Source organism: Actinokineospora diospyrosa, from assembly GCF_024171925.1.
Taxonomy (GTDB): Bacteria; Actinomycetota; Actinomycetes; order Mycobacteriales; family Pseudonocardiaceae; genus Actinokineospora; species Actinokineospora diospyrosa.
Genome location: NZ_JAMTCO010000002.1, coordinates 583,223 through 605,467 on the forward strand (window position 1 = coordinate 583,223; position 22,245 = coordinate 605,467).

Consider the following 22,245-nt stretch of genomic DNA (forward strand, 5'->3'; position numbering starts at 1 on the left):
GCCGCCGCGCTAGGGGACCTCGCGCCCGCCCAGCAGCAGTACGGCCGAGACGGTCACCAACACCGCGGGCACGACGAAGCCGAGCCAGGGCGCCACCTGGTACAGCGGGGTGAAGGCCAAAGGGGACACCGCGGCCCCGGTGAACCGCAACGACTGCACCACCGACACCGCACCCGCCCGGTTGGGACCGTCCCCGCCCAACACCAGCGCGTTGACCCCGGTCAGCACCAACTGCGCGGCCACCCCGGTCACCGCCCACAGCGCCGCCACCGCGGGCAACCACGTCAGGGTCCCCACCAGCGCCACCGGCACCGCGCCCGCGACCGACCCGATCAGCACCGCCCGCCGCGCCCCGATCCGGTCGATCGCCCGCCCCACCGGCCGCGCCGAGAGCAGACCGACCACGCCGAACCCGGTCAGCACCAGCCCCCGCTCGGCCGCGCTCAACCCGAACGCGTCCTCGGCGCGCACGGCCAACAACACCGACATACCGCCCAAACAGGCCCAACCGACCAGGGCGAGCCACCCGGCCTTGAGCACCGCGGGCCGCCACGCCGAACGCAGGGTCGCGTGCGTCCGCTGCCGCTCGCGCATCCGCTCCGGCAACCCCGCGAACGCCAGCACCGCCGACACCGCGGCGACCCCCAGGAACGCGTACCGCCAGCTCACCTCCGCGGCCAGCCCGCCGAGCAGCGGCGCGCTCGTCTGCCCCGCGGCCTGCAACGAGGCGAACAGGCCCAGCGAGCGGCCCAACCGCTCCGGCGGCGTCACGGTGGCGATCGCGGCCAGCAGCAGGGGAGTGGTGAACGCGTTCGCCCCGCCCTGCACCGCCCGCGCGGCCAGGAACACCGGGTACGTCGAGGCGAGCACGCACACCACCGACGACACCACGTACACCAGGTAGGCCACCCGCACGCTGCGCGCGGCGCCCCAGCGGGCGCCCAGCGTGCCGGAGAACAGCATCAGCGCCGCGAACGGCACCAGGTAGGCCGTCAGCGAGTAGGACGCGACCTGGGTGGACACCCCGAAGTCCGCACCCAGCTCCGGCAGCATCGAGGTGACGATGCCGCCCGCGAACGGGCCCAGGAAACCACCCGCGTACAGCGCGACGACGGTGGCGGTGGGGGTACCGCGGCTCACACGCCGGTCGGGCCGGGCCCGGAACCGCCCCGGCCGGGCCCCGGGCGGCGCCTGCGCAGGTAGCGCTCGAACTCCGCGGCGATCACGTCACCGCTGGTCTCGTTGAGCGTGTCCTCCGCGTCGCCGCGCTCCTCGAGGGCGCGCACGTAGTTGCGCACGTCCTCGTCCTCCTCGGCCATCTCGCTGACCGTCTGCTGCCACTCCTCGGCCTGCTCGGGCAGCGTGCCCAGCGGCACCTCCACGTCGAGCACCTCCTCCACCCGGTGCAGCAGCGCCAGCGTCGCCTTGGGCGAGGGCGGCTGCGACACGTAGTGCGGCACCGCGGCCCAGATCGAGATCGCGGGCACCCCGGCGCGCACGCAGGCGTCCTGCAGCACCCCGACGATGCCGGTCGGGCCCTCGTAGCGCGAGCGCTCCAGGCCGAAGCGGGCCGCCGAGGTCGCGTCGTAGGCCGTGCCGGTCACCGGGACCGGGCGGGTGTGCGGGGTGTCGGCCAGCAGCGCGCCCAGCGTCACCACCGTGGTGATGTTGAGCTCCTCGATGTGCCCGAGCAGCTCGGCGCAGAACTTGCGCCACCGCATGTTGGGCTCGATGCCGTGCACCAGCACCACGTCCCGGTTGGACCCGGGCGGCCTGCACAGGTACAGCCGCGTCGTCGGCCACTCCACCCTCCGCGTGACACCGTCCACCATGCGCACGGTCGGTCTGGTCACCTGGAAGTCGTAGTAGTCGTCCGGATCGATCTCCAGCAGCGGGCTCGCGTCCCAGGTCAGCTGCAGGTGCTCGATCGCGGTGCTCGCCGCGTCGCCCGCGTCGTTCCAGCCCTCGAACGCCGCCACCAAGACGGGGTCGACGAGCTCCTGCCGAGCCGAGGGCTCGCGGTCGGCAGCCATGTTCGGGTGGTCCGGGTCGGTCACCGGGTCAGCCTACGGCTACGCGCCCGGCGGGGGAGATCGTAGGCTGGGGACGTGCCGCGACGCCGCGGCCCGGCCGGGTCAGCGCCCGGTGGTCAGCGACGTCGAGCGAGCGGAGGACGCCCCCGTGCCCAGACCGTCCACTGTGGATGGCTTACCGGCCGCGGTCCTGTGGGACATGGACGGCACGCTGCTGGACTCGGAGAAGCTGTGGGACATCCCGCTCAGCGAGTACTCGCTCAAGCTGGGCGCCCCGCTGACCCCCGAGATCAGGGCGGCGATGGTCGGCAGCAACGTCCCCACCAGCATGGGCCTGCTCTTCGGCGGGGTCGGCCGGGTGCCGACCGGGGACGACGTGCGGGAGGCCATGGACTGGATCACGGCCAGGATGCGCGAGCTGTTCGCCACCCGGCTGACCTTCCGCCCCGGCGCCCCCGAGGCCCTGCGCGCCGTCCGCGCCACCGGCCTGCCGGTCGCCCTGGTCACCTCCACCGAGCGCGCCCTCACCGAAGTGGCCCTCGACACCCTCGGCCGCCACCACTTCGACACCACCCTCTGCGGCGACGAGGTCGACGGCCGCAACAAGCCCCTGCCCGACCCCTACCTGCTTGCCGCCACCGCCCTGGGCGTCGACGTGACCGACTGCCTGGCCATCGAGGACTCACCCACCGGCACCACCTCAGCCACCTCAGCGGGCTGCGTCGTACTGGTCGTCCCGTGCGAGGTCCCGGTCCCCGCGGGCCCCCGCCGGGTCTTCCGCGACTCCCTGCTCGGCCTGGACGAGGACCTGCTGCGCGCGGTCATGGCCACCGGGTGGCAGGATCGTCCGGCGTGAAGACCTTCGACCAGCTGTTCGCCGAACTCAGTGACCGAGCCGAGAACCGCCCGGAGGGCTCGGGCACGGTAAAAGCACTCGACGACGGCGTGCACGCCCAGGGCAAGAAGGTCATCGAGGAAGCGGGCGAGGTCTGGATCGCCGCCGAGTACCAGAGCGACGAGGAGCTGGCGGAGGAGATCTCACAGCTGCTCTACCGCGTACAGGTCTTGATGCTTGGCCGCGGGTTGTCACTGGAGGACGTCTACCGGTACCTCTGATCCGCCCTCGTCGCCTAGCGGCAAGCTCGGCGTTCGATCCGCGGCAATGCGGTCGGCTCGATGGGGCGAACCTGTTTTGTGCGGGGCCTCTACGACACCCGTGGCAGGACCGCAAAGCAGGGGCCGAAAAGCATGGCCCTGCCGCGTGGAAACGCTACGGGTGCCGTCCCCCCACACAAAACAGGTCCACCCATCGAGCAGTTGGCACCAGCGAGTCCGACTGTCCAGGCGCTGGGTTGGCAGCGTCGACGAGGACGGGCTGGGCTGGCACCGAAGCATCCGAGTGTCCAGTGGCTCGCACTGCTGTCGGGGTAGAGGGGCTGGGTTGGCGCCAGCGGCTACCGAAGAACGCGGGGTTGCCCAGGAGGGTATGACGCCCGGGGTCGCAGGAGGTTGGCACCAGGGGCGGCCGGGTGTCCAGGGGCAGGCGATGCGCTTGGGGGCGAGCGACCGGGTTGGTGCGATGTGGTCGCGCTACTGCTGGTGGCGCGGTTCTCGGGGCCTCTGGGGGGCTCAGCCCTTGCTGGGGCGGCGTTGGGGGCGGGGGGTGACCACGCCGTCGGCTAGGCGGCGGGCGGTGATGAGGAAGGCGGTGTGGGCGATCATCCGGTGTTCTGGGCGCACGGCCAGGCCGACGGAGTGCCAGGGGCGGACCAGGGTTTCCCAGGCGTAGGGCTCGGTCCAGCAGGTCTGCTCGCGCAGCGCCTCCGACACCCGGGAGAGTTGGGTGGTGGTGGCCACGTAGACCACCAGGACACCGCCGGGGATGAGGCTGCGGGCGACGGTGGGGAGGACGTCCCAGGGGGCGAGCATGTCGAGGATGACGCGGTCGGCCTCGCCGGTGTGGTCGGCCAGGTCGCCGACGGTGAGGGTCCAGTTCGGGGGGTGTTCGCCGTAGAACTGGATGACGTTGCGCTCGGCGTGTTCGGCGTGGTCGGCGCGGATCTCGTGGGAGGTCACGGTGCCGGTGGGGCCGACGGCGCGCAGCAGGGAGCAGGTGAGCGCGCCGGAGCCCGCACCGGCCTCCAGGACGCGGGCGCCGGGGAAGATGTCGCCGTGCATGATGATCTGGGCGGCGTCCTTGGGGTAGATCACCTGGGCGCCGCGCGGCATCGACAGCACGTAGTCGGCCAGCAGCGGTCGCAGGGCCAGGTACGCCGTGCCCGCCACCGAGCTGACGACGGAGCCCTCGGGTTGGCCGATGATGTCGTCGTGGGCCAGCGCGCCGCGGTGGGTGTGGTACTTCTCGCCCGGTTCGAGGATGAGCGTGTAGTGCCTGCCCTTGGGGTCGGTGAGCTGCACCCGGTCCCCCGCCTCGAACGGACCGCTGACCTTGCGTGCCGACACCCGAACCTCGCCCTCCCTGCCGTCCTCAACCGTCGGGAGATGGTCGCAGAGCGGTGCGGCGGCCCTGTCAGGCGGGTCCGTGCTCGCGCAGCGCGGCGTGCAGGTCCTCCCGGCGCAGCACCCCGCACGGCCTGCCCTCGTCGTCGACGACCACGAACTGCCAGGCGGGGGTCTCCATGACCCGCTCGGCGATCTCCTCACCCGGTTCCGAGGCCAGCAGCACCGATTCCGGGCGGATCGGCTCGGCGGCGTGCTCGGCCGGGGAGAACGGCGAGGTCGCGGCCAACTCGCGGGCGGCGACCTCGTCGAGCAACCCGGCGGCGACCCCGTCCGCGCGCACCAGCACCACGCCCCGCCCGGCCGCGGCGGCCAGCGCGTCGGCGACCGGGCTCTCCGCGGGCAGCTGCAGCACCGGCCGCACGACGTCGGCCAGGGTGAGGCCCTCCGGCCAGCCGCGGCGCTGCTCGGCCGCCAGCTCACCACTGGCCCCGGCGACCACGAACCAGGCCGTGAGCAGGCAGACGCCCAACCGCAGCCACCGGTCCGGGCTCTGCTCGACGACACCCCACAACGCCCAGACGACCAGCAGCCCGGCGACCGCCCAGCCACCGACGACCGCCGCCCGGGTGCCGGTGCCGCGGCGACCGGTCATGGCCCACACGCCCGCGCGCAACATCCGACCACCGTCGAGCGGGAGCCCGGGCAGCAGGTTGAACACAGCGACGGCGGTGTTGGCGAAGGCGCACTCGAGCACGAGCAGCCACACCGGGCCGCCGGGTGGGATCGCCAGCAGCGCCAGCCCGCAGCCGCCCGCCAGCGCGATCGACACCGCCGGTCCGGCCGCGGCGACCACGCCCTCGTGGCCCGGGCGGCGCGGGGTTCGGGCGATCTCCGAGAGGCCGCCCAGCAGGAACAGGCGGAGCCTGCGCACCGGTAGGCCCAACCGCAGGGCGACCACGCAGTGGCCGAGTTCGTGGGCGAGCACGGAGATGCCGAGCAGCACGGCGAACGCGGCGGCCAGCAGGACCGAGGTGACCATGTCCGCGCCGGGCATCAACGAACCCACGAGCGGCGCGTAGAAGACGACAACGGCGAGCGCGCCCAACCACCACGACGGCGCGAGCACGACGGGCACGCCGCTATAGCGGAACAGCAGCAGTCCGCCGCCAGCGGCGGGGAGGTGGTGTGTGGTGCCCGACACCCCGCACAGCGTAACCGGGCGGGTGTGGGACGGGGGTGATCCGCGGTCGCGGCCGGACACGGGCGGTGCGGTGCCGGGGGCTGTCGGTGGTCGACACTAGGGTTTGCGCCATGGCGACCGACACCGAACCCATCCCGGTACCGGCGGCGGACCGCACGACCCGGCGGCGCCCCGCGTTGTCGCCGTCGCGGGCGGGTGACTTCAAGCAGTGCCCGCTGCTGTACCGCTTCCGCGCCGTGGACCGGCTCCCGGAGACCCCGACGAAGGCCCAGGTGCGCGGCACCGTCGTGCACGCGGTGCTGGAGCGGCTCTACGGCCTGCCCGCCGCCGAGCGGGTGCCCGACACCGCGCACGGCCTGCTGGAACCGACCTGGGCAGCTCTGCTGGCCGGGGAGCCCGGCCTCGCCGCGATCTTCGAGGAGGGCGAGGACCCCGCCGACTGGCTCGCCACCGCGAACGGCCTGATCGACGGCTACTTCGCCCTCGAAGACCCCCGCCGCCTGGAGCCCGACGCCTGCGAACTGCTGGTCGAGACCGAACTCCCCTCCGGCGTCCTGCTCCGCGGCTACATCGACCGCCTCGACGTCGCCCCCACCGGCGAAATCCGCGTCGTCGACTACAAGACGGGCACAGCGCCCCGCGAGATCGGCGAGGCCAAAGCCCTCTTCCAGATGAAGTTCTACGCCCTGGCCATCTGGCGCCTACGCGGTGAGGTCCCCCGCCAACTCCGCCTGATGTACCTGTCCGACCGCCAATCCCTCGCCTACACCCCCGACGAGGCCGAACTGGCCCGCTTCGAACGCACCCTCGACGCGATCTGGGCGGCGATCCTGCGGGCCGGGAAGACGGGCGATTTCCGCCCGAACAAGTCAAAACTGTGCGGCTGGTGCTCACACCAAGCCCGCTGCCCGGAATTCGGCGGAACGCCGCCGCCTTATCCAGGTTGGCCAGAACCTGACCCCGGTGAGGAATCACCACTGGACCGCGCCGATTAGCAGTCTCTGAATCGTCGGCCGGACTGGGGCATTCTGAGGCCGTGGGATGCTTGTGGGTGCGTGCCGTAGTGGCGGGTTGTCCACAACGTCTTCTGCTGTCCACGGGGCGTTGCTTGCCGTCTTCTTCGTCCGTATTTCCCGAAAGGCACGGACCTGTCGGTCCACTCTCAAGCCCACCTCGACCGGGTCGCCCGCGAGCTCAACGGCCGCCCACTCCAGACCCTTGGCTGGTACAAACCCGTCGAGAAACTAAACGAACTACTGGTCAAACATGGTGGCGAGATGACCCCTTGAGGTCAAGCCCCGATATGCAGCCTACCTAGAGGCGCTGACAAACCGGGAGCAGCAACCAGCGCCTGTGGGCAGCAGAGGGCATTGTGGGTAACCCCACCGCAAACAAGCGAAAGGGCCAGCGGGAGTACCCCGCTGGCCCTTCCATGCAAACCCGCTTAAAGCGACACGCACCAACCCTTGGACTTCTTCTCGAACACGATCGGGAAGTCGATCGGTGCCGAGCCTGCCACGGTTACCTGTGTGTCGACCTTGCCGTTGCTGTCACCGTAGGTCTCCGGCTCGCCAACCACCGTCACCTTGCCGCCGTTGGGCGCGACGCTGGTGTACATGATGCCCGCGTCGCCGGAGCAGGTCAGGGACTTCGCTGTTGCCTCGTCCTTGGCGTTGACGGCTTCGGCGTACTTGGCGCCCGCTGCCTTGAGGTCCTCGCCGCCGCCGCCGGTTTGGCCGCCGCCGGATTCGGTGGTCTTGGTGGGGGAGGACTTCTTGGTGGTGGTCGTCTCCTCGGGCTCCTCCGTGGTGGTCGGAGCCTTCTTGGTGGTGGTCGAGGTCGGGCTGCCACCGGGGGAGGCGCTCGAGTTGTCGTCGCGGAGCAGGAAGTACGCGCCCACCCCGCCGCCGACGACGAGGACGGCGATCACCACGATGGCGATGATCAGGCCGTTGTTCTTCTTCTTCGGCGGGCCGCCCATCGGCTGGCCGTAGCCGTAGGGCTGCTGCTGGCCGTAGGGGTCCTGGCCGAACTGCTGCGGCTGCTGCTGGCCGTAGTACTGCTGCTGCTGCCCGTACGGGTCCTGCTGCGGCGGCTGCTGCTGACCGTAGGGGTCGGGCTGCTGCTGGTAGGGCTGCGGCTGCTGCTGGCCGTACGGATCGGGCTGCTGCCCGTAGGGTCCCGGCTGCTGCGGAGGGTAGGTCATCTGTGATCCCCGGCTCGTGCTGTCTGGGTTGCTGCGGTGTCGGTGGCTGCGGTCTCGGTCGGTGCGGTGGTGCTCAGGCCTCCTCCTCGCCGCAGAACCGCCACTCGCCGCTCTCCTTGACGATCTTGATCTTGATGCTGGCGTCCTTGCTCGTCGTGCCCTTGGTGAGCACCAGGTCGATGAGCGCGGTCGCCGAGCTGCCGGAGACGGTCGGTTCGCCGTTGGCGGTGGCGGTGATCTCGAAGTCCGCCAGCTCCTTCTCCAGCGCCGAGGTGTCGGTGCCGTACTTGTTCTTGTACGCCTCGCACGCGTTCGAGGTCACCGAGCCGAAGCTCTTGCCCTCGTAGGCCTTGACGTAGTTGTCCACGACCTCCTGGGGGCCGGAGGTGTCCGGCGCCGCCTTGGTGGTGGTCGTGGGCTCGTCGGTGCCCGACTTCTTGCCCGTGGTCTTGGGCGCGCTGGTGCTCGTCGCGCCCCCGCCGCCCGCCCCGCTCTTGCCGTCCTTGGTCAAGAAGTAGACCCCGACCCCGGCACCGCCGAGCACCAGCACGGCGATGATCACGATCGCCACGATCTTGCCGGTGTTGCTCGGCTTGGGCGGTTGCCCGCCGCCACCCGGGAAGCCGCCCAGCCCCTGGTACCCGCCCTGCTGGGGGAACTGGCTGGTCGGCGGCCCGTAGGGCCCCGGCTGCGGTGGCTGGTTCCCGTAGCCGCCGGGCTGCTGCGGCTGCTGGCCGTAGGGCCCAGGCTGCTGCGGAGGGTAGGTCATCGTCGTCCTGACTTCCGTGTGGACTGCGGGGTGCTGCTCGCTGCCGCGCCGGGCGGCTCATGCGGGGTAGACGGTTGGGGCCACCGCCGCGTTCCACCGCCGACCGTATCCCGTCGCCGGGTGCACATGGTATTGGCCGTCGGACCCCCGACACGCCCGGCCCACCACGCCGACCGGCCTCGATCGGGTGACGAAACGGGCACGGCCCGGCTCAGCCGCCGCTGATCCGGTCCACGCACCACTGGTCGGCCTTCTTGCGCAGCCGCAGCTGCACGGTGGTCTTGCGGCCGCTGATGGTCGCGGTGAACTCGCCGATCGCCGTGTCGCCGTTCTCGGTGACCTTGGTGATCTCGGTGTCGGTGACCTTGAAGCTGCTGTCCTTGTCGATCTCCGCCTGGGTGGTGTGGTCGTCGGCGTCGCACATCACCTTGTTGAACGCCTCGGCGTCGCGCCCCACCACGGCGTCGATGAACGACTCGGTCGTGCCGCGCGGGGACCCGGTGCCGCCGCCGCTGAGCACCAGCACCAGCGTGACCACGATCCCGATCGCCAGCAGGCCGCCGCCCGCCAGGATCCACGGCAGGTTGTTGCGCCGCGGCGGGCCGTAGGGATTGCCGTACGGGTAGCCGGTCGGCTGCGGACCGTGCGCGCCCGGATACCCACCCGCTTGGGGGAACTGGCCCGGTTGCGGCGCGTAGCCACCCGGCTGGAACTGCTCGGCGCCCGGGTACTGCCCCGGCGGGTAGTGCCCGGATTGTGGGATGCCCGGTTGGGGGTGCGCCGGGTGAGCACCCGGTTGCGCGCCCGGGTACTGCCCGTACTCCGGCTGGGCGGGCTGCTGCTGGGGCGGCTGCGGCTGGGCCGACGGGTCCTGGGTGGGGAAGGCGCCCGAGGGCAGGAACTGGGTCTGCTGGGGGAACGCCTGCTGGTATCCGCCCTGGTCAGGCTGCTGCCCGCCCTGCTGCGGCTGTCCTGCGTACGGGTCGTGCGGCGGTTGTGTCATCGTCCCCGGGCTCTCGTCCTGGCTGGTCGCTGGCGAAGTGGCTGGTGGTGCTGCGGTGGCTGCGCGTCCTGGCGGGGTGATCGCGCGGCGGCGGTAGATCGTGTCACGCCACCGGGCGCCGACCAGGCGGTGGTGCCCGTGTCGGTAACACAACCGGTGCTGTCGCGACACTCCGGACTACACACGCGGTCGGCCTAGCGCGCGGACGCACGGTAACGCTTGGCCGGTTCCCGCCAGTACCGGGATGGCGGACCCGGTGCGGCCAAGCGAGTGTTGCGCCCGGGTGACACGCAAGTTCCGACATGTCGATGCTCTGTCCTTGTCGGTGATCGCCGGTACCGTAGGGGTACGAGTTCGGGAGGAGGTGCCGACATGCAGCACGATCGTCCCGGCAGTCGGCCAGATAACGCCGACGGTGAGCACGGAGGCGCGGTGGACCCTGGGCGCGAGCGCCCCGAGGTGTCCGAGGCCGCGCAGATCCGCTTCCTCGAAGAGGAAGTCGCTCTGCTTCGCCGGAAACTGACGGAATCGCCACGGCATTCGCGGCTGCTCGAGCAGCGGCTCGCGGAGGCGACCGAGCGGGTGAACCAGCTCACCGAGCGGAACACCAAGCTGGTCGACACGTTGCGGGAGGCCAGGAGCCAGCTGCTCGCGCTGCGCGAAGAGGTCGACCGCCTCGCCCAGCCGCCCAGCGGCTACGGCGTGTTCCTGCAAGGCCACGACGACGGCACTGTGGACGTGTTCACCGCGGGCCGCAGGATGCGGGTCTCGGTGTCGCCCGCTGTGGACGGCACCGAGTTGCGCAGGGGCCAGTCGGTGCGGCTCAACGAGGCGCTCACCGTCGTGGAGGGCGGTGGTTTCGAGCGCACCGGTGAGGTGTCCACGTTGCGCGAACTGCTCGCCGTCGACGGCGAGGAGGTCGCCACCCGCGCGCTGGTCGTCGGGCACGCCGACGAGGAGCGGGTGGTGTGGCTCGCCGACCCGCTGACCGAGGCGCCGCTCAAGCCGGGTGACTCGCTGCTGGTGGACGCCAAGTCCGGCTACGCCTACGAGCGGGTGCCCAAGGCCGAGGTCGAGGACCTGGTGCTGGAGGAGGTGCCCGACGTCGACTACGCCGACATCGGTGGCCTGTTCCGGCAGATCGAGCAGATCCGCGACGCGGTCGAGCTGCCGTTCCTGCACAAGGACCTGTTCGCCGAGTACGAGCTGCGCCCGCCCAAGGGCGTGCTGCTCTACGGCCCGCCCGGCTGCGGCAAGACGCTGATCGCCAAGGCGGTGGCCAACTCCCTGGCCAAGAAGGTGGCCGCGGCGCGCGGGGACCACGCGCCCAAGGACGCCAAGTCGTACTTCCTCAACATCAAGGGTCCCGAGCTGCTCAACAAGTTCGTCGGCGAGACCGAGCGGCACATCCGGCTGATCTTCCAGCGGGCGCGCGAGAAGGCCTCCGAGGGCACCCCGGTGATCGTGTTCTTCGACGAGATGGACTCGATCTTCCGGACCCGCGGCAGCGGTGTCTCCTCCGATGTGGAGACCACCATCGTCCCGCAGCTGCTCAGCGAGATCGACGGTGTGGAGGGCCTGGAGAACGTCATCGTCATCGGGGCGTCCAACCGGGAGGACATGATCGACCCGGCCATCCTGCGACCGGGCAGGCTGGACGTGAAGATCAAGATCGAGCGGCCGGACGCCGAGGCGGCCCGCGACATCTTCTCCAAGTACCTCACCACCAACCTGCCCATCCACGCCGACGACCTCGCCGAGTTCGGCGGCGACAAGCGGGTGTGCATCGACGCGATGATCCAGCACACCGTGGAGCGGATGTACGAGGAGACCGAGGACAACCGGTTCCTGGAGGTGACCTACGCCAACGGGGACAAGGAGGTCCTGTACTTCCGCGACTTCAACTCCGGCGCGATGATCCAGAACATCGTGGACCGGGCGAAGAAGGCGGCCATCAAGTCGGTGCTGGAGACCCGCCAGCCCGGCCTGCGGGTGCAGCACCTGCTGGACGCCATTGTGGACGAGTTCGCCGAGAACGAGGACCTGCCCAACACCACCAACCCCGACGACTGGGCGCGCATCTCCGGCAAGAAGGGTGAGCGCATCGTCTACATACGGACACTGGTCACCGGCAAGAACCAGGAGTCCGGTCGGGCGATAGACACCGCCACCAACACCGGTCAGTACCTGTAGGACAGCGCGCGCGTGGGCCTCGACCACCCCCTGGTCGGGGCCCACCGCCGTGTCCAGACCCGTCCAGCGCAGACCATCGCACCCAGCGGCCACGGGGGGTCGAACGCGGCGCCACACCGAGGTGAACCGCGGGCCAAGCCCGCCGGACGCCCGCCTCGACCACCGCGGGCACCCGGGGCCCGGACGCGGTGGTGATCCCTACCGGTACGGTCGGTTGATCACCCGCCTCCCCTCGAAGGGACGACCGTTGCCCCGGGCCCGCGCCCTCGCCGCCGTCGCCGCGCTTCCCCTGGCCGCGCTCGCGGCCTGCTCGAACCGCCCCAACGACCTCTACACCTACTACGACGACCCCACGAGCCAGGCCGCCCAGGCCCAGCCCGGGGTCGTCCAGGGCGTCCCGTCGACCCGCGCCGCGGTCCCCACGACCACGACACCGCGCCCGGACGCCGTCGCCGCCCGCGCCGTGCTGTCGGCGGCCGACCTGGCCGCCGAGGAGGTCGAGAGCGACCCGGCCGCCACGCCGATCACCGCCTTACCGGACTGCGGGATCGCGCTGGGCCCCGCCACCGCCCGCCAGGCGACCTGGACCTACCCCAGCGGCGCCAAGCTCCGCCAGGTCGTGCTCTACGCCGAGGACACCGCCGCGTTCGTCGAGGCCGTGCGCGACGGGCTGGACTGCAAGTCGTTCCGCTCCGGCAGCGTCACCTACCAGGTGGACGAGTCGGTGGCGCTACCCGCGCTGACCGGCGCGGACGACCAGCTGACGTGGTGCGCCACCAGCACGGGGAAGTCCTCGTGCACCGTGGTGTTCGCCAACGGTCGCCTCGCCACGGTCATCACCGTCGAGGCGAGCACCGCCGCCCGCGCCAAGGCCGCGATCGCCCGCGTCGCCCTGAAGGCGGCCGAGGCGCTCACCCGAGGCGTCTGAGCCACTCCAGCGCCGCCAGCTTCCCGTCCGGCACGAACGGCCACGACGGGTCGCCCAGCCGGTCCCGCAGCTCGTCCACGGACATCCACCACCCGTCGGCCACTTCAGCCTCTTGGTGGACCACAGGGCCGTCCCAGTGGGTCTCGTAGGCGAACACGTGCACCCGCAACGGCGGTAGCTCTACCGGCAGGGTGAACAGCGGAGTCAGCGGCACCCCGCTTACGCCCAACTCCTCCGCCAGCTCCCGCGTCGCGCAGTCCTCGACAGACTCGCCCGCCGCCACGACGCCACCGGCCCAACAGTCGTGCGCGCCGGGGAAGATGTCCTTGGTGTCGGTGCGCCGGTGCACGTACACCCGCTCGCCGTCACCCGAGCGCAGCAACACCGACGTGCACGCGTGCCACAGTCCCTCCGCCCGCATCCTGGGCCGGGGAACCGCGCCGATGACCGCCCCCGCCGCGTCGTAGTGCGCCACGACCTCCATGCCGCCCCCTCCACGCCCGATCTCCTGCCGCCACCGTAGTTACCGCCCAGCAGTCACCCGCCCAACAGTCACCCGCCCGGCGGCCACCGCCCTCCGACGACCGCACCGGGTTCGCCTGCGGGGCCCGTGTCACGGCGAGGCGGTCGGTGCGGACCCGTAGGCTTGCCGTATGCGGCGGATCATGGGAACCGAGGTCGAGTACGGCATCGCGGTGCCGGGCGACGCGACGGCGAACCCGGTGTTGACATCGACCCAGGTCGTGCTGGCCTACGCCGCGGCGGCGGACATCCCGCGCGCCCGGCGGGCCAGGTGGGACTACGAGGTGGAGTCCCCGCTGCGCGACGCGCGCGGCTTCGACCTCGGCGTCCCCGGCATGGCGCCCTCGGACCCGGACGTGGAGGACCTGGGCGCGGCCAACGTCATCCTCACCAACGGGGCCCGGCTCTACGTCGACCACGCCCACCCCGAGTACTCCGCGCCCGAGGTCACCAACGCGCGCGACGCGGTCATCTGGGACAAGGCGGGGGAGCGGGTGATGGAGGAGGCCGCCCTGCGCGCCGCCACCGTCCCCGGCCAGCCCCGGCTGCAGCTCTACAAGAACAACATCGACAACAAGGGCGCCAGCTACGGCACCCACGAGAACTACCTGATGGCCCGCTCGACCCCGTTCGTCTCGGTGATCGGCGGCCTCACCCCGTTCTTCGCCTCCCGCCAGGTCATCTGCGGCTCCGGCCGGGTCGGTCTCGGCGCCTCCGGCGACGGGGCCGGGTTCCAGCTCTCGCAGCGCGCGGACTACATCGAGGTCGAGGTCGGCCTGGAGACCACCCTCAAGCGCGGCATCATCAACACCCGCGACGAGCCGCACGCCGACGCCGACAAGTACCGCAGGCTGCACGTGATCATCGGCGACGCGAACCTGGCCGAGACCGCCACCTACCTCAAGGTCGGCACCACCGCGCTGGTGCTCGACCTGATCGAGGCCGGGATCCGCTTCGACCACCTCAAGCTCGCCGACCCGGTCCGCGCGGTGCACGTGCTCAGCCACGACCCGACGCTCAAGGCCACCGTGGAGCTCGCCAACGGCCGCCGGTTCACCGGTATCGACCTGCAGCAGGCCTACCACGAGCTGGTCTCGGAGAACGTCGACAAGACCGACCCCGACCGCGTCTCGCGCGACGTGCTGCGCACCTGGGGCGAGATCCTCGACGCGCTGCGCCGCGACCCGATGGAGTGCGCCGACCGGCTGGACTGGCCCGCCAAGCTGCGCCTGCTGGAGGGCTTCCGGGCCCGCGACGGGCTCGCCTGGTCCTCGCCGCGGCTGCAGCTGGTCGACCTGCAGTACTCCGACGTGCGCCTGGACAAGGGCCTCTACAACCGGCTGGTCGCCAGGGGCTCGATGAAGCGCCTGGTCACCGAGGACGAGGTCCGCGCGGCCATCACCACCCCGCCGCTGGACACCCGGGCCTACTTCCGCGGCCGCTGCCTGGAGCGCTACCCGAGCGCCATCGCGGCCGCCTCCTGGGACTCGGTGATCTTCGACCTCGGCCGCGAGTCGCTGGTCCGGATCCCCACCCTGGAACCGCTGCGCGGCACGAAGGCCCACGTCGGGGCCCTCCTCGACGCCGCCAACACCGCCGAGGAGCTCGTCGACGCCCTGACCGGCGCCGCACGGCGTTAGCGCGGGCCCGGCCCGTACCGCGCGGGCCGCGACACCCGTGCCGGTCTCACAGGCTGGGCGCCACAGCAAGGGCCCGGCCCGCTGCCGAACAGGGCGGGCCGGGTGCCGCCTTCACGCGGGAAAAAGCTGCTCACCGAGCGGCGGCCCCGGTGATCGGGGCCGGTTGATCAAGTCCCCGGCGCGGCCCGCGACGAAAGTCGGTCCGGCTGGGTAGTGTTTCCGGTAGGGCCCCAGTCGACACCGGGAGGGCGAGATGTCCCAGGAGCAGACGCAGCGTCAAGGCGGCGGAGACGGCGACGACGGCGCGGAGGACACCACCGCGGCCGGTCAGGAGCGCCGGGAGAAGCTCGGCGACGACACCGACGCCATCCTCGACGAGATCGATGACGTCCTCGAGGAGAACGCGGAGGACTTCGTCCGCGCCTACGTGCAGAAGGGCGGCGAGTGAGGGTCCCCTGCCGACCAGGGCAGTCCCGCGCTCGTCACGTCCCCGACCCACGACAGGATTGAAAGAAGGCATGGAACACACCTCGTCCCGAGGGCAGCTGGGCGCCTCGCTCCCGGCCGCCTACCTGTCGGCAGGAACCTCCTCGTTCACCGACTTCCTGCGCGTGCAGGCCCCCGAGCTGCTGCCGGGCGGCCGCGGCGCGGGGGAGCGGGTCGCACCGATCGACGCCGCGCCGCACGGCACGACGATCGTCGCGCTGACCTTCTCCGGCGGTGTGCTGATCGCCGGTGACCGGCGCGCGACCGCGGGCAACCTCATCGCGCAGCGCGACATCGAGAAGGTCTTCGTCACCGACGACTACTCCTCGGTGGGCATCGCGGGCACCGCAGGCCTCGCCGTGGAGATGGTCCGGCTGTACGCGGTGGAGCTGCGCCACTACGAGAAGATCGAGGGCGTCCAGCTCTCCCTCGACGGCAAGACCAACAAGCTGGCCAGCATGGTGCGCGGCAACCTCGACGTCGCGCTCGCCGGGCTGGCCGTGCTGCCGCTGTTCGTCGGCTACGACATCGACGCCGAGGACCCCGCGCGGGCCGGGCGGATCGTGTCGTTCGACATCACCGGCGGCCGCTACGAGGAGCGCGCCGGGTTCCACGCCATCGGCTCCGGCTCGATGTTCGCCCGCTCCGCGCTCAAGAAGCTCTACCAGCCCGACGGCGACCGCGACGCGGCGCTGCGCGCGGCGGTCGAGGCGCTCTACGACGCCGCCGACGACGACTCGGCGACCGGTGGCCCCGACATGGGCCGCGGCATCTACCCGAGCATCGCGACCATCACCGCCGACGCCGGTGCGGTGCGGGTGACCGAGGAGGAGGCGGCCGCGGTCGCCGCCACCGTGGTCGCCCAGCGCTCCGCCCACCCGCGCGGCTGAGCCGACCCCCACCCGAGCTGGTGCACCACCCGCCCCCGTGCCGGACCAGGACTGACGAGGAGCCCGCCCCGTGACGATGCCGTTGTACGCCTCGCCCGAGCAGTTGATGCGCGATCGCTCGGAGTACGCCCGCAAGGGCATCGCCCGGGGCCGCAGCGTCGTCGCGCTCAAGTACGCCGACGGCGTGCTGTTCGTCGCCGAGAACCCCTCGGCGACGCTGCACAAGGTGTCGGAGATCCACGACCGGATCGGGTTCGCCGCCGCGGGCCGCTACAGCGAGTACGAGAGCCTGCGCCGCGGCGGCATCCGCCACGTCGACCTGTGGGGCTACTCCTACGACCGGCGCGACGTGTCCGCCCGGCAGTTGGCCAACGTCTACGCGCAGACCCTGGGCACGATCTTCACCGAGCAGGTCAAGCCGATGGAGGTCGAGATCTGCGTGGCCGAGGTCGGCGCGACCCCCGCGCAGGACCAGCTCTACCGGCTCACCTACGACGGCTCCATCGTCGACGAGCCGCAGTTCCTGGTGATGGGCGGGCAGACCGAGCCGCTGGTCACCTCGCTGAAGGAGAACTTCACCGACGGCCTCGCCCTCGCCGACGCGATCCGGGTCGCCCTCAAGGCGCTCGGCTCGGCCGCCGCGGGCAACGGCGCGGCAGCCGACACCGGCCCGACCACCGACAAGCTGGAGGTCGCGGTCCTCGAGCGGCACCGCCCGAACCGCGCCTTCCGCCGCATCCAGGGCGCCGCGCTCACCGCGGTCCTGCCCGCCGAGGCCCCCGCCCCGGCCGAGCCGGAGTCGCCCGCCCGCCCGGTCGAGGACGTCGAACTGCCGTCCGAGGACGCACCCGAGTAGCACCGGTCGCCGTGCGCGGTCGGCCGATAGTGGCCGACCCGCGCGCGGCCCTCGGCGCTCACCGGTGGGAGCGATCCCGGTCCGGTTCGCGCCGCCGCCACCGCCGATCGCCCGCGACGTCCGGTGACCGCCGATCGCTCACCGTCAGCGCGCCGACCGATGTGCGCATGGATGCACTACTCGCTGGTTCCACACGCCGCGCTGGGAAAATGTGCGGATATTCCCAGGGATCGGCAGGAAGTTTGCATAATGTCCGCGCGGCGGGCATAACTTTGGTGTGAGCGAGTTGGAACTCCGTCATCTGCGCGTCATCCGCGCGGTCGCCGACGCGGGCAGCCTGTCCAAGGCGGCCGTCCAACTCGGCGTCTCCCAGCCCGCCCTGACCGCCCAGTTGCAGCGCCTGGAACGCCGCGTCGGTGGCCTGTTGTTCGCCAGGACCGGCACCGGCGTCGTGCCGACCGACCTCGGCAGCTACGTGCTGTCCTCGGCGCGCGCCCTGCTCAACGACGTCGACGAGCTGATGGCGGGCATCCGCCAGCGCACCCAGCTGGCCACCCACACCGGCCAGGTCCGCGTCGGCGGCCCGCCCGGGCTGATCGTCCCGCTGTTCGCCACCGCCATCGCCAAGCGCCTTGGCGGCGCCGAGGCGACCATCGACATCGACATGCACCCGGCCGAGCTGGTCCGCAAGGTGCTCGACCACAAGGTCGACTTCGCGGTGCTGGAGGAGAACCCCGGCTTCCGGACCACCCTGCCGCCCCGGCTGCTGAGCCGGATCATGTTCCGCGCGCCGCTGTTCCTGGCCCTGTCGGTGGACCACCCGCTCGCCGACCAGGGCGAGATCAACCTGGTCGAGCTGGCTGGCGAGAACTGGGTGATGCCGCCGGTCGCCGAGGGCACCGAGCAGCTCGCCTTCACCCGGGTCTGCGCGCAGCACGGGTTCACCCCGATCATCAAGCACCAGCTGACCGACTCGACCACCACCCGCGCCCTGGTCCAGGCGGGCGCGGTGACGCTGGCCAAACCGGTCGCCAGGCAGGGCAGCGGCATCGTCATCCGGGCCATCGCGGGCAGCCCGATGCGCCAGGAGATCGTGCTGGTCTGGCACGAGGAGAGCGCCCTGGCCGGTGCCGCCGACCAGGCGCCCAAGGCCCTGCTGGAGGCCTACTCCCAGCTCACCGGCACCAACCCGCTCTTCGCCGCGTGGTGGGCCAAGTTCAACCCGGACGAGGCCTAGCCGCCCGGCCTAGACACCGCGGTAGATCGCCAACGCCCCCGGTCGGGCGCTGAACTCGAACTCCTCGGCCAGCGGGCCCACCTCGCCGTCGGTGGCGATCCTGCGGTGCTCGTCGAGCAGCCGCACCCGCACCGACCGCACGTCGCGCTGCCGGTAGACGTGGCTGGTGACCAGGGTCCCGGCCAGCGTCGCGAGCACGAACCGGGACCGCGAGTACGGCACGTCCGCGCGCAGGTAGCGCAGGTCGAGCAGACCGCTGTCGAGCGCGGGCCGCCTGGTCGGGCCGAAGCCCTTCGGCTTGTAGGTGCCGTTGCCGACGAACAGCATCCACACCAGGTGCGACTTGCCGTTGAGCTCCAGCCGGATCGGCTGGGCGCGGCGCAGCGTGCGGATCAGCGCGATCGCGCCCGCGGGCCACTTCGGCCAGTTGCGGCCCTCCAGCCGCTCCCGCAGCCGCACCATCTCCGGGTAACCGCCCAGGCTGGCGGTGTTGACGAACCACCGGTGGGTGCTGCCCTCGACCCCCGAGATGTCGACGTAGCCGAGGTCGATGCGCACGCCGGTCCCGGTGTGCGCCGCCTCCACCGACTCCGCGGTCGACTCGACACCGACGTCGCGGGCGAAGTGGTTGAGCGTGCCTGCCGGGATCAGCACCAGCGGCAGGTCGAACTCCGCGGCGACCGTCGCGACCGCGGCCACCGTGCCGTCCCCGCCCGCCACCCCGATCGCCTTGATGTCGCCCGGCGAGGTGCCCAGCTCCTCGGAGAGCTGCTCCACCAGGTCGCGGCCGGGTTCGGGGTAGACGACCGTCGCCCTCGGCCAGGACGCCTTGATCTCGTCGGTCGGGTCCACCCCCGCCGTGCCGGAGTGCGGGTTGACCAGCACCAACAGCCCGTCACCCTCCTCCAGGGCGGCCAACCGGACCGACTCGGTGACGTGCGCGGGACCCTCGTGCGTCTTGGGCCACCAGTGCCGGGTCGCGTACGCCGCGCCCACCCCGATGGCCGCGCCCGCCGCGATGTCGGTCGGCCAGTGCACCCCGGTGTGCATGCGCGAGTACGCCACCGCCGCCGCGACCGGCGCCAGAGCGATGGCCGCACCCGGGCTCTCCATGGCGACCGCGGTGGTGAACGCGACCGCGGAGGCCGAGTGCCCGGACGGGAAGGACGAGCTGGTCGGCCGCTTGGTCAGCCGCCGGTGCTCGGGCAGCAGCTCGGCCGCCGGGCGCCTGCGCGGGAACAGATTCTTGCCGACGAGGTTCGCCGACGCGCTCGCGAAGCCGATCGCGGCCACCCCGCGCAGCGCCGCGCGCCTGGTCGGGCCCTTGCGGGCGGCCAGCAGCGCGGCCAGGGCGAACCACAACCTGCCCTTGTTCGCCGAGCGCGACAGCGTCTTGAGCGCGTCGTCGGCCCGGCTCCGCGACAATGCGGCACTGCGGTGCATGAGATCGAGGTCGACGCGGCCCACCTGGCGCCCGGTCCGCCGGACTTGTCCGAACATGATCGTAGATTCAACCCGACAGCCGCCCGCGCCGCCGCGTGGGACCGCCGCAGTGGCCGCCCGGACCGGCTCGGTGCACAACCGGTCACCGTGCGCTCGATAACAGAATGTGGACCACCCCGAACGGCGCACGGTCCGGTGCGCTCTTTGCGCCTACGCTTAGAGGATGCAGCGGCGGATCTTCGGCATCGAGACCGAGTTCGGCGTGACCTGTACGTTCCACGGGCAGCGCAGGCTGTCACCGGACGAGGTCGCGCGGTACCTGTTCCGGCGAGTGGTGTCGTGGGGGCGTTCCTCGAACGTGTTCCTGCGCAACGGTTCACGCCTCTACCTCGACGTCGGCTCACACCCGGAGTACGCGACCGCGGAGTGCGACGACCTCGTGCAATTGGTGACCCACGACAAGGCGGGCGAGCGGATCCTGGAGGACCTGCTCGTCGACGCCGAGCGGCGGCTGGCCGACGAGGGCATCGGCGGCGACATCTTCCTGTTCAAGAACAACACCGACTCGGCGGGCAACTCCTACGGGTGCCACGAGAACTTCCTGGTCACCAGGGCCGGGGAGTTCTCCCGCATCGCCGACGTGCTGTTGCCGTTCCTGGTCACCCGCCAGCTCATCTGCGGGGCGGGCAAGGTCCTGCAGACCCCGCGCGGGGCGGTGTTCTGCCTGTCGCAGCGCGCCGAGCACATCTGGGAGGGCGTCTCCAGCGCCACCACTCGGTCCCGGCCGATCATCAACACCCGCGACGAGCCGCACGCCGACGCCGAGCGCTACCGGCGGCTGCACGTCATCGTCGGCGACTCGAACATGTCCGAGACCACCACCCTGCTCAAGGTCGGCACCGCCAACCTGGTGCTGGAGATGATCGAGGACGGCGTCCAGTTCCGCGACTTCTCGCTGGACAACCCGATCCGGGCGATCCGCGAGATCAGCCACGACCTGACCGGCCGCAAGCCGGTCCGGCTCGCCGGTGGCCGCGAGGCCTCGGCGCTCGACATCCAGCGCGAGTACTACTCGAAGGCCGTCGAGCACGTGGCGCGCCGCTCGCCGGACCCGATCGGTGAGCGCGTGGTCGAGCTGTGGGGCAAGGTCCTCGACGCCGTCGAGGCGCAGGACCTGACCCGCATCGACCGCGAGATCGACTGGGCGATCAAGCACCGGCTGATCGAGCGGTACCGGGCCAAGCACGACCTGGACCTGTCCAGCCCGCGCATCGCGCAGCTGGACCTCGCCTACCACGACATCCGCCGCGGCCGGGGCATCTTCGACCTGCTGCAGCGCAAGGACCTCGTCGCCAGGGTCACCGACGACGGCGAGATCGAGGCGGCCAAGGACACCCCGCCGCAGACCACCCGGGCCAAGCTGCGCGGCGACTTCATCGCCGCGGCCCAGCAGGCGGGCCGCGACTTCACCGTCGACTGGGTGCACCTCAAGCTCAACGACCAGGCCCAGCGCACCGTGCTGTGCAAGGACCCGTTCCGGGCGGTCGACGAGCGGGTGGAACGGCTGATCGCCTCGCTGTAAACGCGTTGCCGGAGGGCGGGCTGTGCCGGGAGGATCTTCCGGCATGGCCCGCCTTCCCGCTGTCTTGAGCAAGTCGCCGGTCGTGCTGCGCAGGTCCTCGGCTGCGGACCTGGACGAGCTGCTGCGGGTGATCCAGGAGTCGATCGAGCACCTGCGCCCGTGGATGGCCTGGGCGGCAGAGGACCCCACCCCGGAAACGGTCCGTGCCCACATCGCCCGCTGCGACGAGCAGTGGGAGGGCGGGGTCGACTTCGCCTACGCGATCACCGTCGACGGGAGCATCGTCGGGCGGTGCGGGGCCCGGTTCCTCGCAGGCACCAGTGGCGTGGAGATGGGGTACTGGCTGCACCCGGGCGCGGTGGGCCGGGGGTTCGCCACGACCGCCACCGAAGCGATGCTGGCCGCGGTGTTCGCGCTGCCCGAGGTGGAGTGGGTGGAGATCGTGCACGACACGGCCAACCCGCGCAGCGGGGCTGTGCCGCGGCGGCTGGGGTTCCGGGAGGTGGCCCGGGTGTCGCCACCGCAGGAGCCGATCACGCCGGGGGAGGACGGGGTCGACGTCCGCTGGCGGCTCACCCGTGCGGAGTTCCTCGCCCACTGAGATTCCCGTGCAACCGCTGTGGTGGTTCCGGTAGCTACTATCTCCTATCAAGATAATGGGCTTGGGGCTTGGGGCTTGGGGCTTGGGGCTTGGGGCTTGGGTGCTGGGTGCTGGGTGCTGGGTGCTGGGTGCTGGGTGCTGGGTGCTGGGTGCTGGGTGCTGGGTGCTGGGTGCTGGGTGCTGGGTGCTGGG

The 22,245-nt window shown here is 71.6% G+C and carries 21 protein-coding genes; 12 read left to right on the forward strand and 9 right to left on the reverse strand.

The annotated features are described in order from the left end of the window. Positions 1–9 precede the first annotated feature (9 nt). Both LV75_RS05080 and LV75_RS05085 read right to left on the reverse strand, forming a co-directional pair. Positions 10–1,140, reverse strand: coding sequence for an MFS transporter (locus LV75_RS05080; RefSeq protein ID WP_253885429.1), 1,131 nt, complete (start codon positions 1,138–1,140; stop codon positions 10–12). After that, positions 1,137–2,033 carry a PAC2 family protein gene (locus LV75_RS05085; protein WP_253885492.1) on the reverse strand — a complete coding sequence of 299 codons (897 nt, stop codon included), beginning with the start codon at positions 2,031–2,033 and terminating at the stop codon, positions 1,137–1,139. Before LV75_RS05085 ends, LV75_RS05080 begins: the two co-directional genes overlap by 4 nt. A gap of 148 nt (positions 2,034–2,181) precedes the next feature. On the opposite strand from LV75_RS05085, the gene LV75_RS05090 reads away from it, so the two are divergent. Further along, positions 2,182–2,889, forward strand: a complete 708-nt coding sequence (locus LV75_RS05090; RefSeq protein ID WP_344800213.1) for an HAD family hydrolase — start codon at positions 2,182–2,184, stop codon at positions 2,887–2,889. Next, positions 2,886–3,149, forward strand: coding sequence for a phosphoribosyl-ATP diphosphatase (locus tag LV75_RS05095; RefSeq protein WP_253885430.1), 264 nt, complete (start codon positions 2,886–2,888; stop codon positions 3,147–3,149). The genes LV75_RS05090 and LV75_RS05095 overlap by 4 nt, the downstream gene beginning before the upstream one ends. 513 nt (positions 3,150–3,662) lie before the next feature. Here the strand turns inward: LV75_RS05095 and LV75_RS05100 are convergent. Both LV75_RS05100 and LV75_RS05105 read right to left on the reverse strand, forming a co-directional pair. Continuing rightward, the gene (locus tag LV75_RS05100; RefSeq protein ID WP_253885431.1) at positions 3,663–4,496 is read right to left on the reverse strand and encodes a tRNA (adenine-N1)-methyltransferase; all 834 of its coding nucleotides are present in this window, start codon (positions 4,494–4,496) and stop codon (positions 3,663–3,665) included. A 67-nt stretch (positions 4,497–4,563) separates the two neighbouring features. Beyond that, complete coding sequence (locus LV75_RS05105; protein ID WP_253885432.1) at positions 4,564–5,697, reverse strand: site-2 protease family protein; 1,134 nt, start codon at positions 5,695–5,697, stop codon at positions 4,564–4,566. 110 nt (positions 5,698–5,807) lie between these two features. Between LV75_RS05105 and LV75_RS05110 the strand changes: the two genes are divergently transcribed. After that, complete coding sequence (locus tag LV75_RS05110) at positions 5,808–6,692, forward strand: RecB family exonuclease (protein WP_253885433.1); 885 nt, start codon at positions 5,808–5,810, stop codon at positions 6,690–6,692. Positions 6,693–7,141: 449 nt separating this feature from the next. On the opposite strand, the gene LV75_RS05115 is transcribed toward LV75_RS05110, so the two are convergent. The 3 genes from LV75_RS05115 to LV75_RS05125 form a co-directional block, all read right to left on the reverse strand. Further along, positions 7,142–7,903: a hypothetical protein gene (locus tag LV75_RS05115; RefSeq protein WP_253885434.1), complete on the reverse strand. Its 762-nt coding sequence runs from the start codon at positions 7,901–7,903 to the stop codon at positions 7,142–7,144. A 73-nt stretch (positions 7,904–7,976) separates the two neighbouring features. Beyond that, positions 7,977–8,672, reverse strand: coding sequence for a hypothetical protein (locus LV75_RS05120; protein ID WP_253885435.1), 696 nt, complete (start codon positions 8,670–8,672; stop codon positions 7,977–7,979). A 211-nt stretch (positions 8,673–8,883) separates the two neighbouring features. Next, on the reverse strand, positions 8,884–9,675 hold the full coding sequence (locus tag LV75_RS05125) for an Rv0361 family membrane protein (RefSeq protein ID WP_253885436.1): 792 nt from the start codon (positions 9,673–9,675) through the stop codon (positions 8,884–8,886). Positions 9,676–10,047: 372 nt separating this feature from the next. Between LV75_RS05125 and arc the strand changes: the two genes are divergently transcribed. After that, positions 10,048–11,868 (forward strand): proteasome ATPase, encoded by a 1,821-nt coding sequence (gene arc / locus LV75_RS05130; protein WP_253885437.1) that lies wholly within the window; start codon positions 10,048–10,050, stop codon positions 11,866–11,868. 247 nt (positions 11,869–12,115) lie between these two features. Further along, positions 12,116–12,796: a hypothetical protein gene (locus tag LV75_RS05135; RefSeq protein WP_253885438.1), complete on the forward strand. Its 681-nt coding sequence runs from the start codon at positions 12,116–12,118 to the stop codon at positions 12,794–12,796. Here LV75_RS05135 and LV75_RS05140 read toward each other — a convergent pair. Further along, positions 12,780–13,280, reverse strand: coding sequence for an NUDIX hydrolase (locus LV75_RS05140; RefSeq protein ID WP_253885439.1), 501 nt, complete (start codon positions 13,278–13,280; stop codon positions 12,780–12,782). The two genes, LV75_RS05135 and LV75_RS05140, sit on opposite strands and share 17 nt — an antisense overlap. Positions 13,281–13,449: 169 nt before the next feature. Between LV75_RS05140 and dop the strand changes: the two genes are divergently transcribed. The 5 genes from dop to LV75_RS05165 all read left to right on the forward strand — a co-directional run bounded on the left by dop (position 13,450) and on the right by LV75_RS05165 (position 18,427). Beyond that, positions 13,450–14,958 carry a depupylase/deamidase Dop gene (gene dop, locus LV75_RS05145; protein ID WP_253885440.1) on the forward strand — a complete coding sequence of 503 codons (1,509 nt, stop codon included), beginning with the start codon at positions 13,450–13,452 and terminating at the stop codon, positions 14,956–14,958. Between the two features lie 253 nt (positions 14,959–15,211). Next, positions 15,212–15,406, forward strand: coding sequence for a ubiquitin-like protein Pup (locus LV75_RS05150; protein WP_091369973.1), 195 nt, complete (start codon positions 15,212–15,214; stop codon positions 15,404–15,406). Between the two features lie 70 nt (positions 15,407–15,476). Beyond that, a complete protein-coding gene (prcB, locus tag LV75_RS05155; protein ID WP_253885441.1) occupies positions 15,477–16,334 on the forward strand; it encodes a proteasome subunit beta in 858 nt (285 codons plus the stop codon). Between the two features lie 70 nt (positions 16,335–16,404). Then, positions 16,405–17,190: a proteasome subunit alpha gene (prcA, locus tag LV75_RS05160; protein WP_253885442.1), complete on the forward strand. Its 786-nt coding sequence runs from the start codon at positions 16,405–16,407 to the stop codon at positions 17,188–17,190. 277 nt (positions 17,191–17,467) lie between these two features. Then, entirely contained in the window at positions 17,468–18,427 is a 960-nt protein-coding gene (locus tag LV75_RS05165) for a LysR family transcriptional regulator (RefSeq protein WP_253885443.1), read from the forward strand. A 9-nt stretch (positions 18,428–18,436) separates the two neighbouring features. On the opposite strand, the gene LV75_RS05170 is transcribed toward LV75_RS05165, so the two are convergent. Further along, the gene (locus LV75_RS05170) at positions 18,437–19,927 is read right to left on the reverse strand and encodes a bifunctional phosphatase PAP2/diacylglycerol kinase family protein (protein ID WP_253885444.1); all 1,491 of its coding nucleotides are present in this window, start codon (positions 19,925–19,927) and stop codon (positions 18,437–18,439) included. 166 nt (positions 19,928–20,093) lie between these two features. Here LV75_RS05170 and pafA point away from each other — a divergent pair, with 166 nt between their 5' ends. Both pafA and LV75_RS05180 read left to right on the forward strand, forming a co-directional pair. After that, complete coding sequence (gene pafA / locus LV75_RS05175) at positions 20,094–21,452, forward strand: Pup--protein ligase (protein ID WP_253885445.1); 1,359 nt, start codon at positions 20,094–20,096, stop codon at positions 21,450–21,452. Between the two features lie 43 nt (positions 21,453–21,495). Next, positions 21,496–22,053: a GNAT family N-acetyltransferase gene (locus LV75_RS05180; RefSeq protein WP_253885446.1), complete on the forward strand. Its 558-nt coding sequence runs from the start codon at positions 21,496–21,498 to the stop codon at positions 22,051–22,053. Positions 22,054–22,245 lie beyond the last annotated feature (192 nt).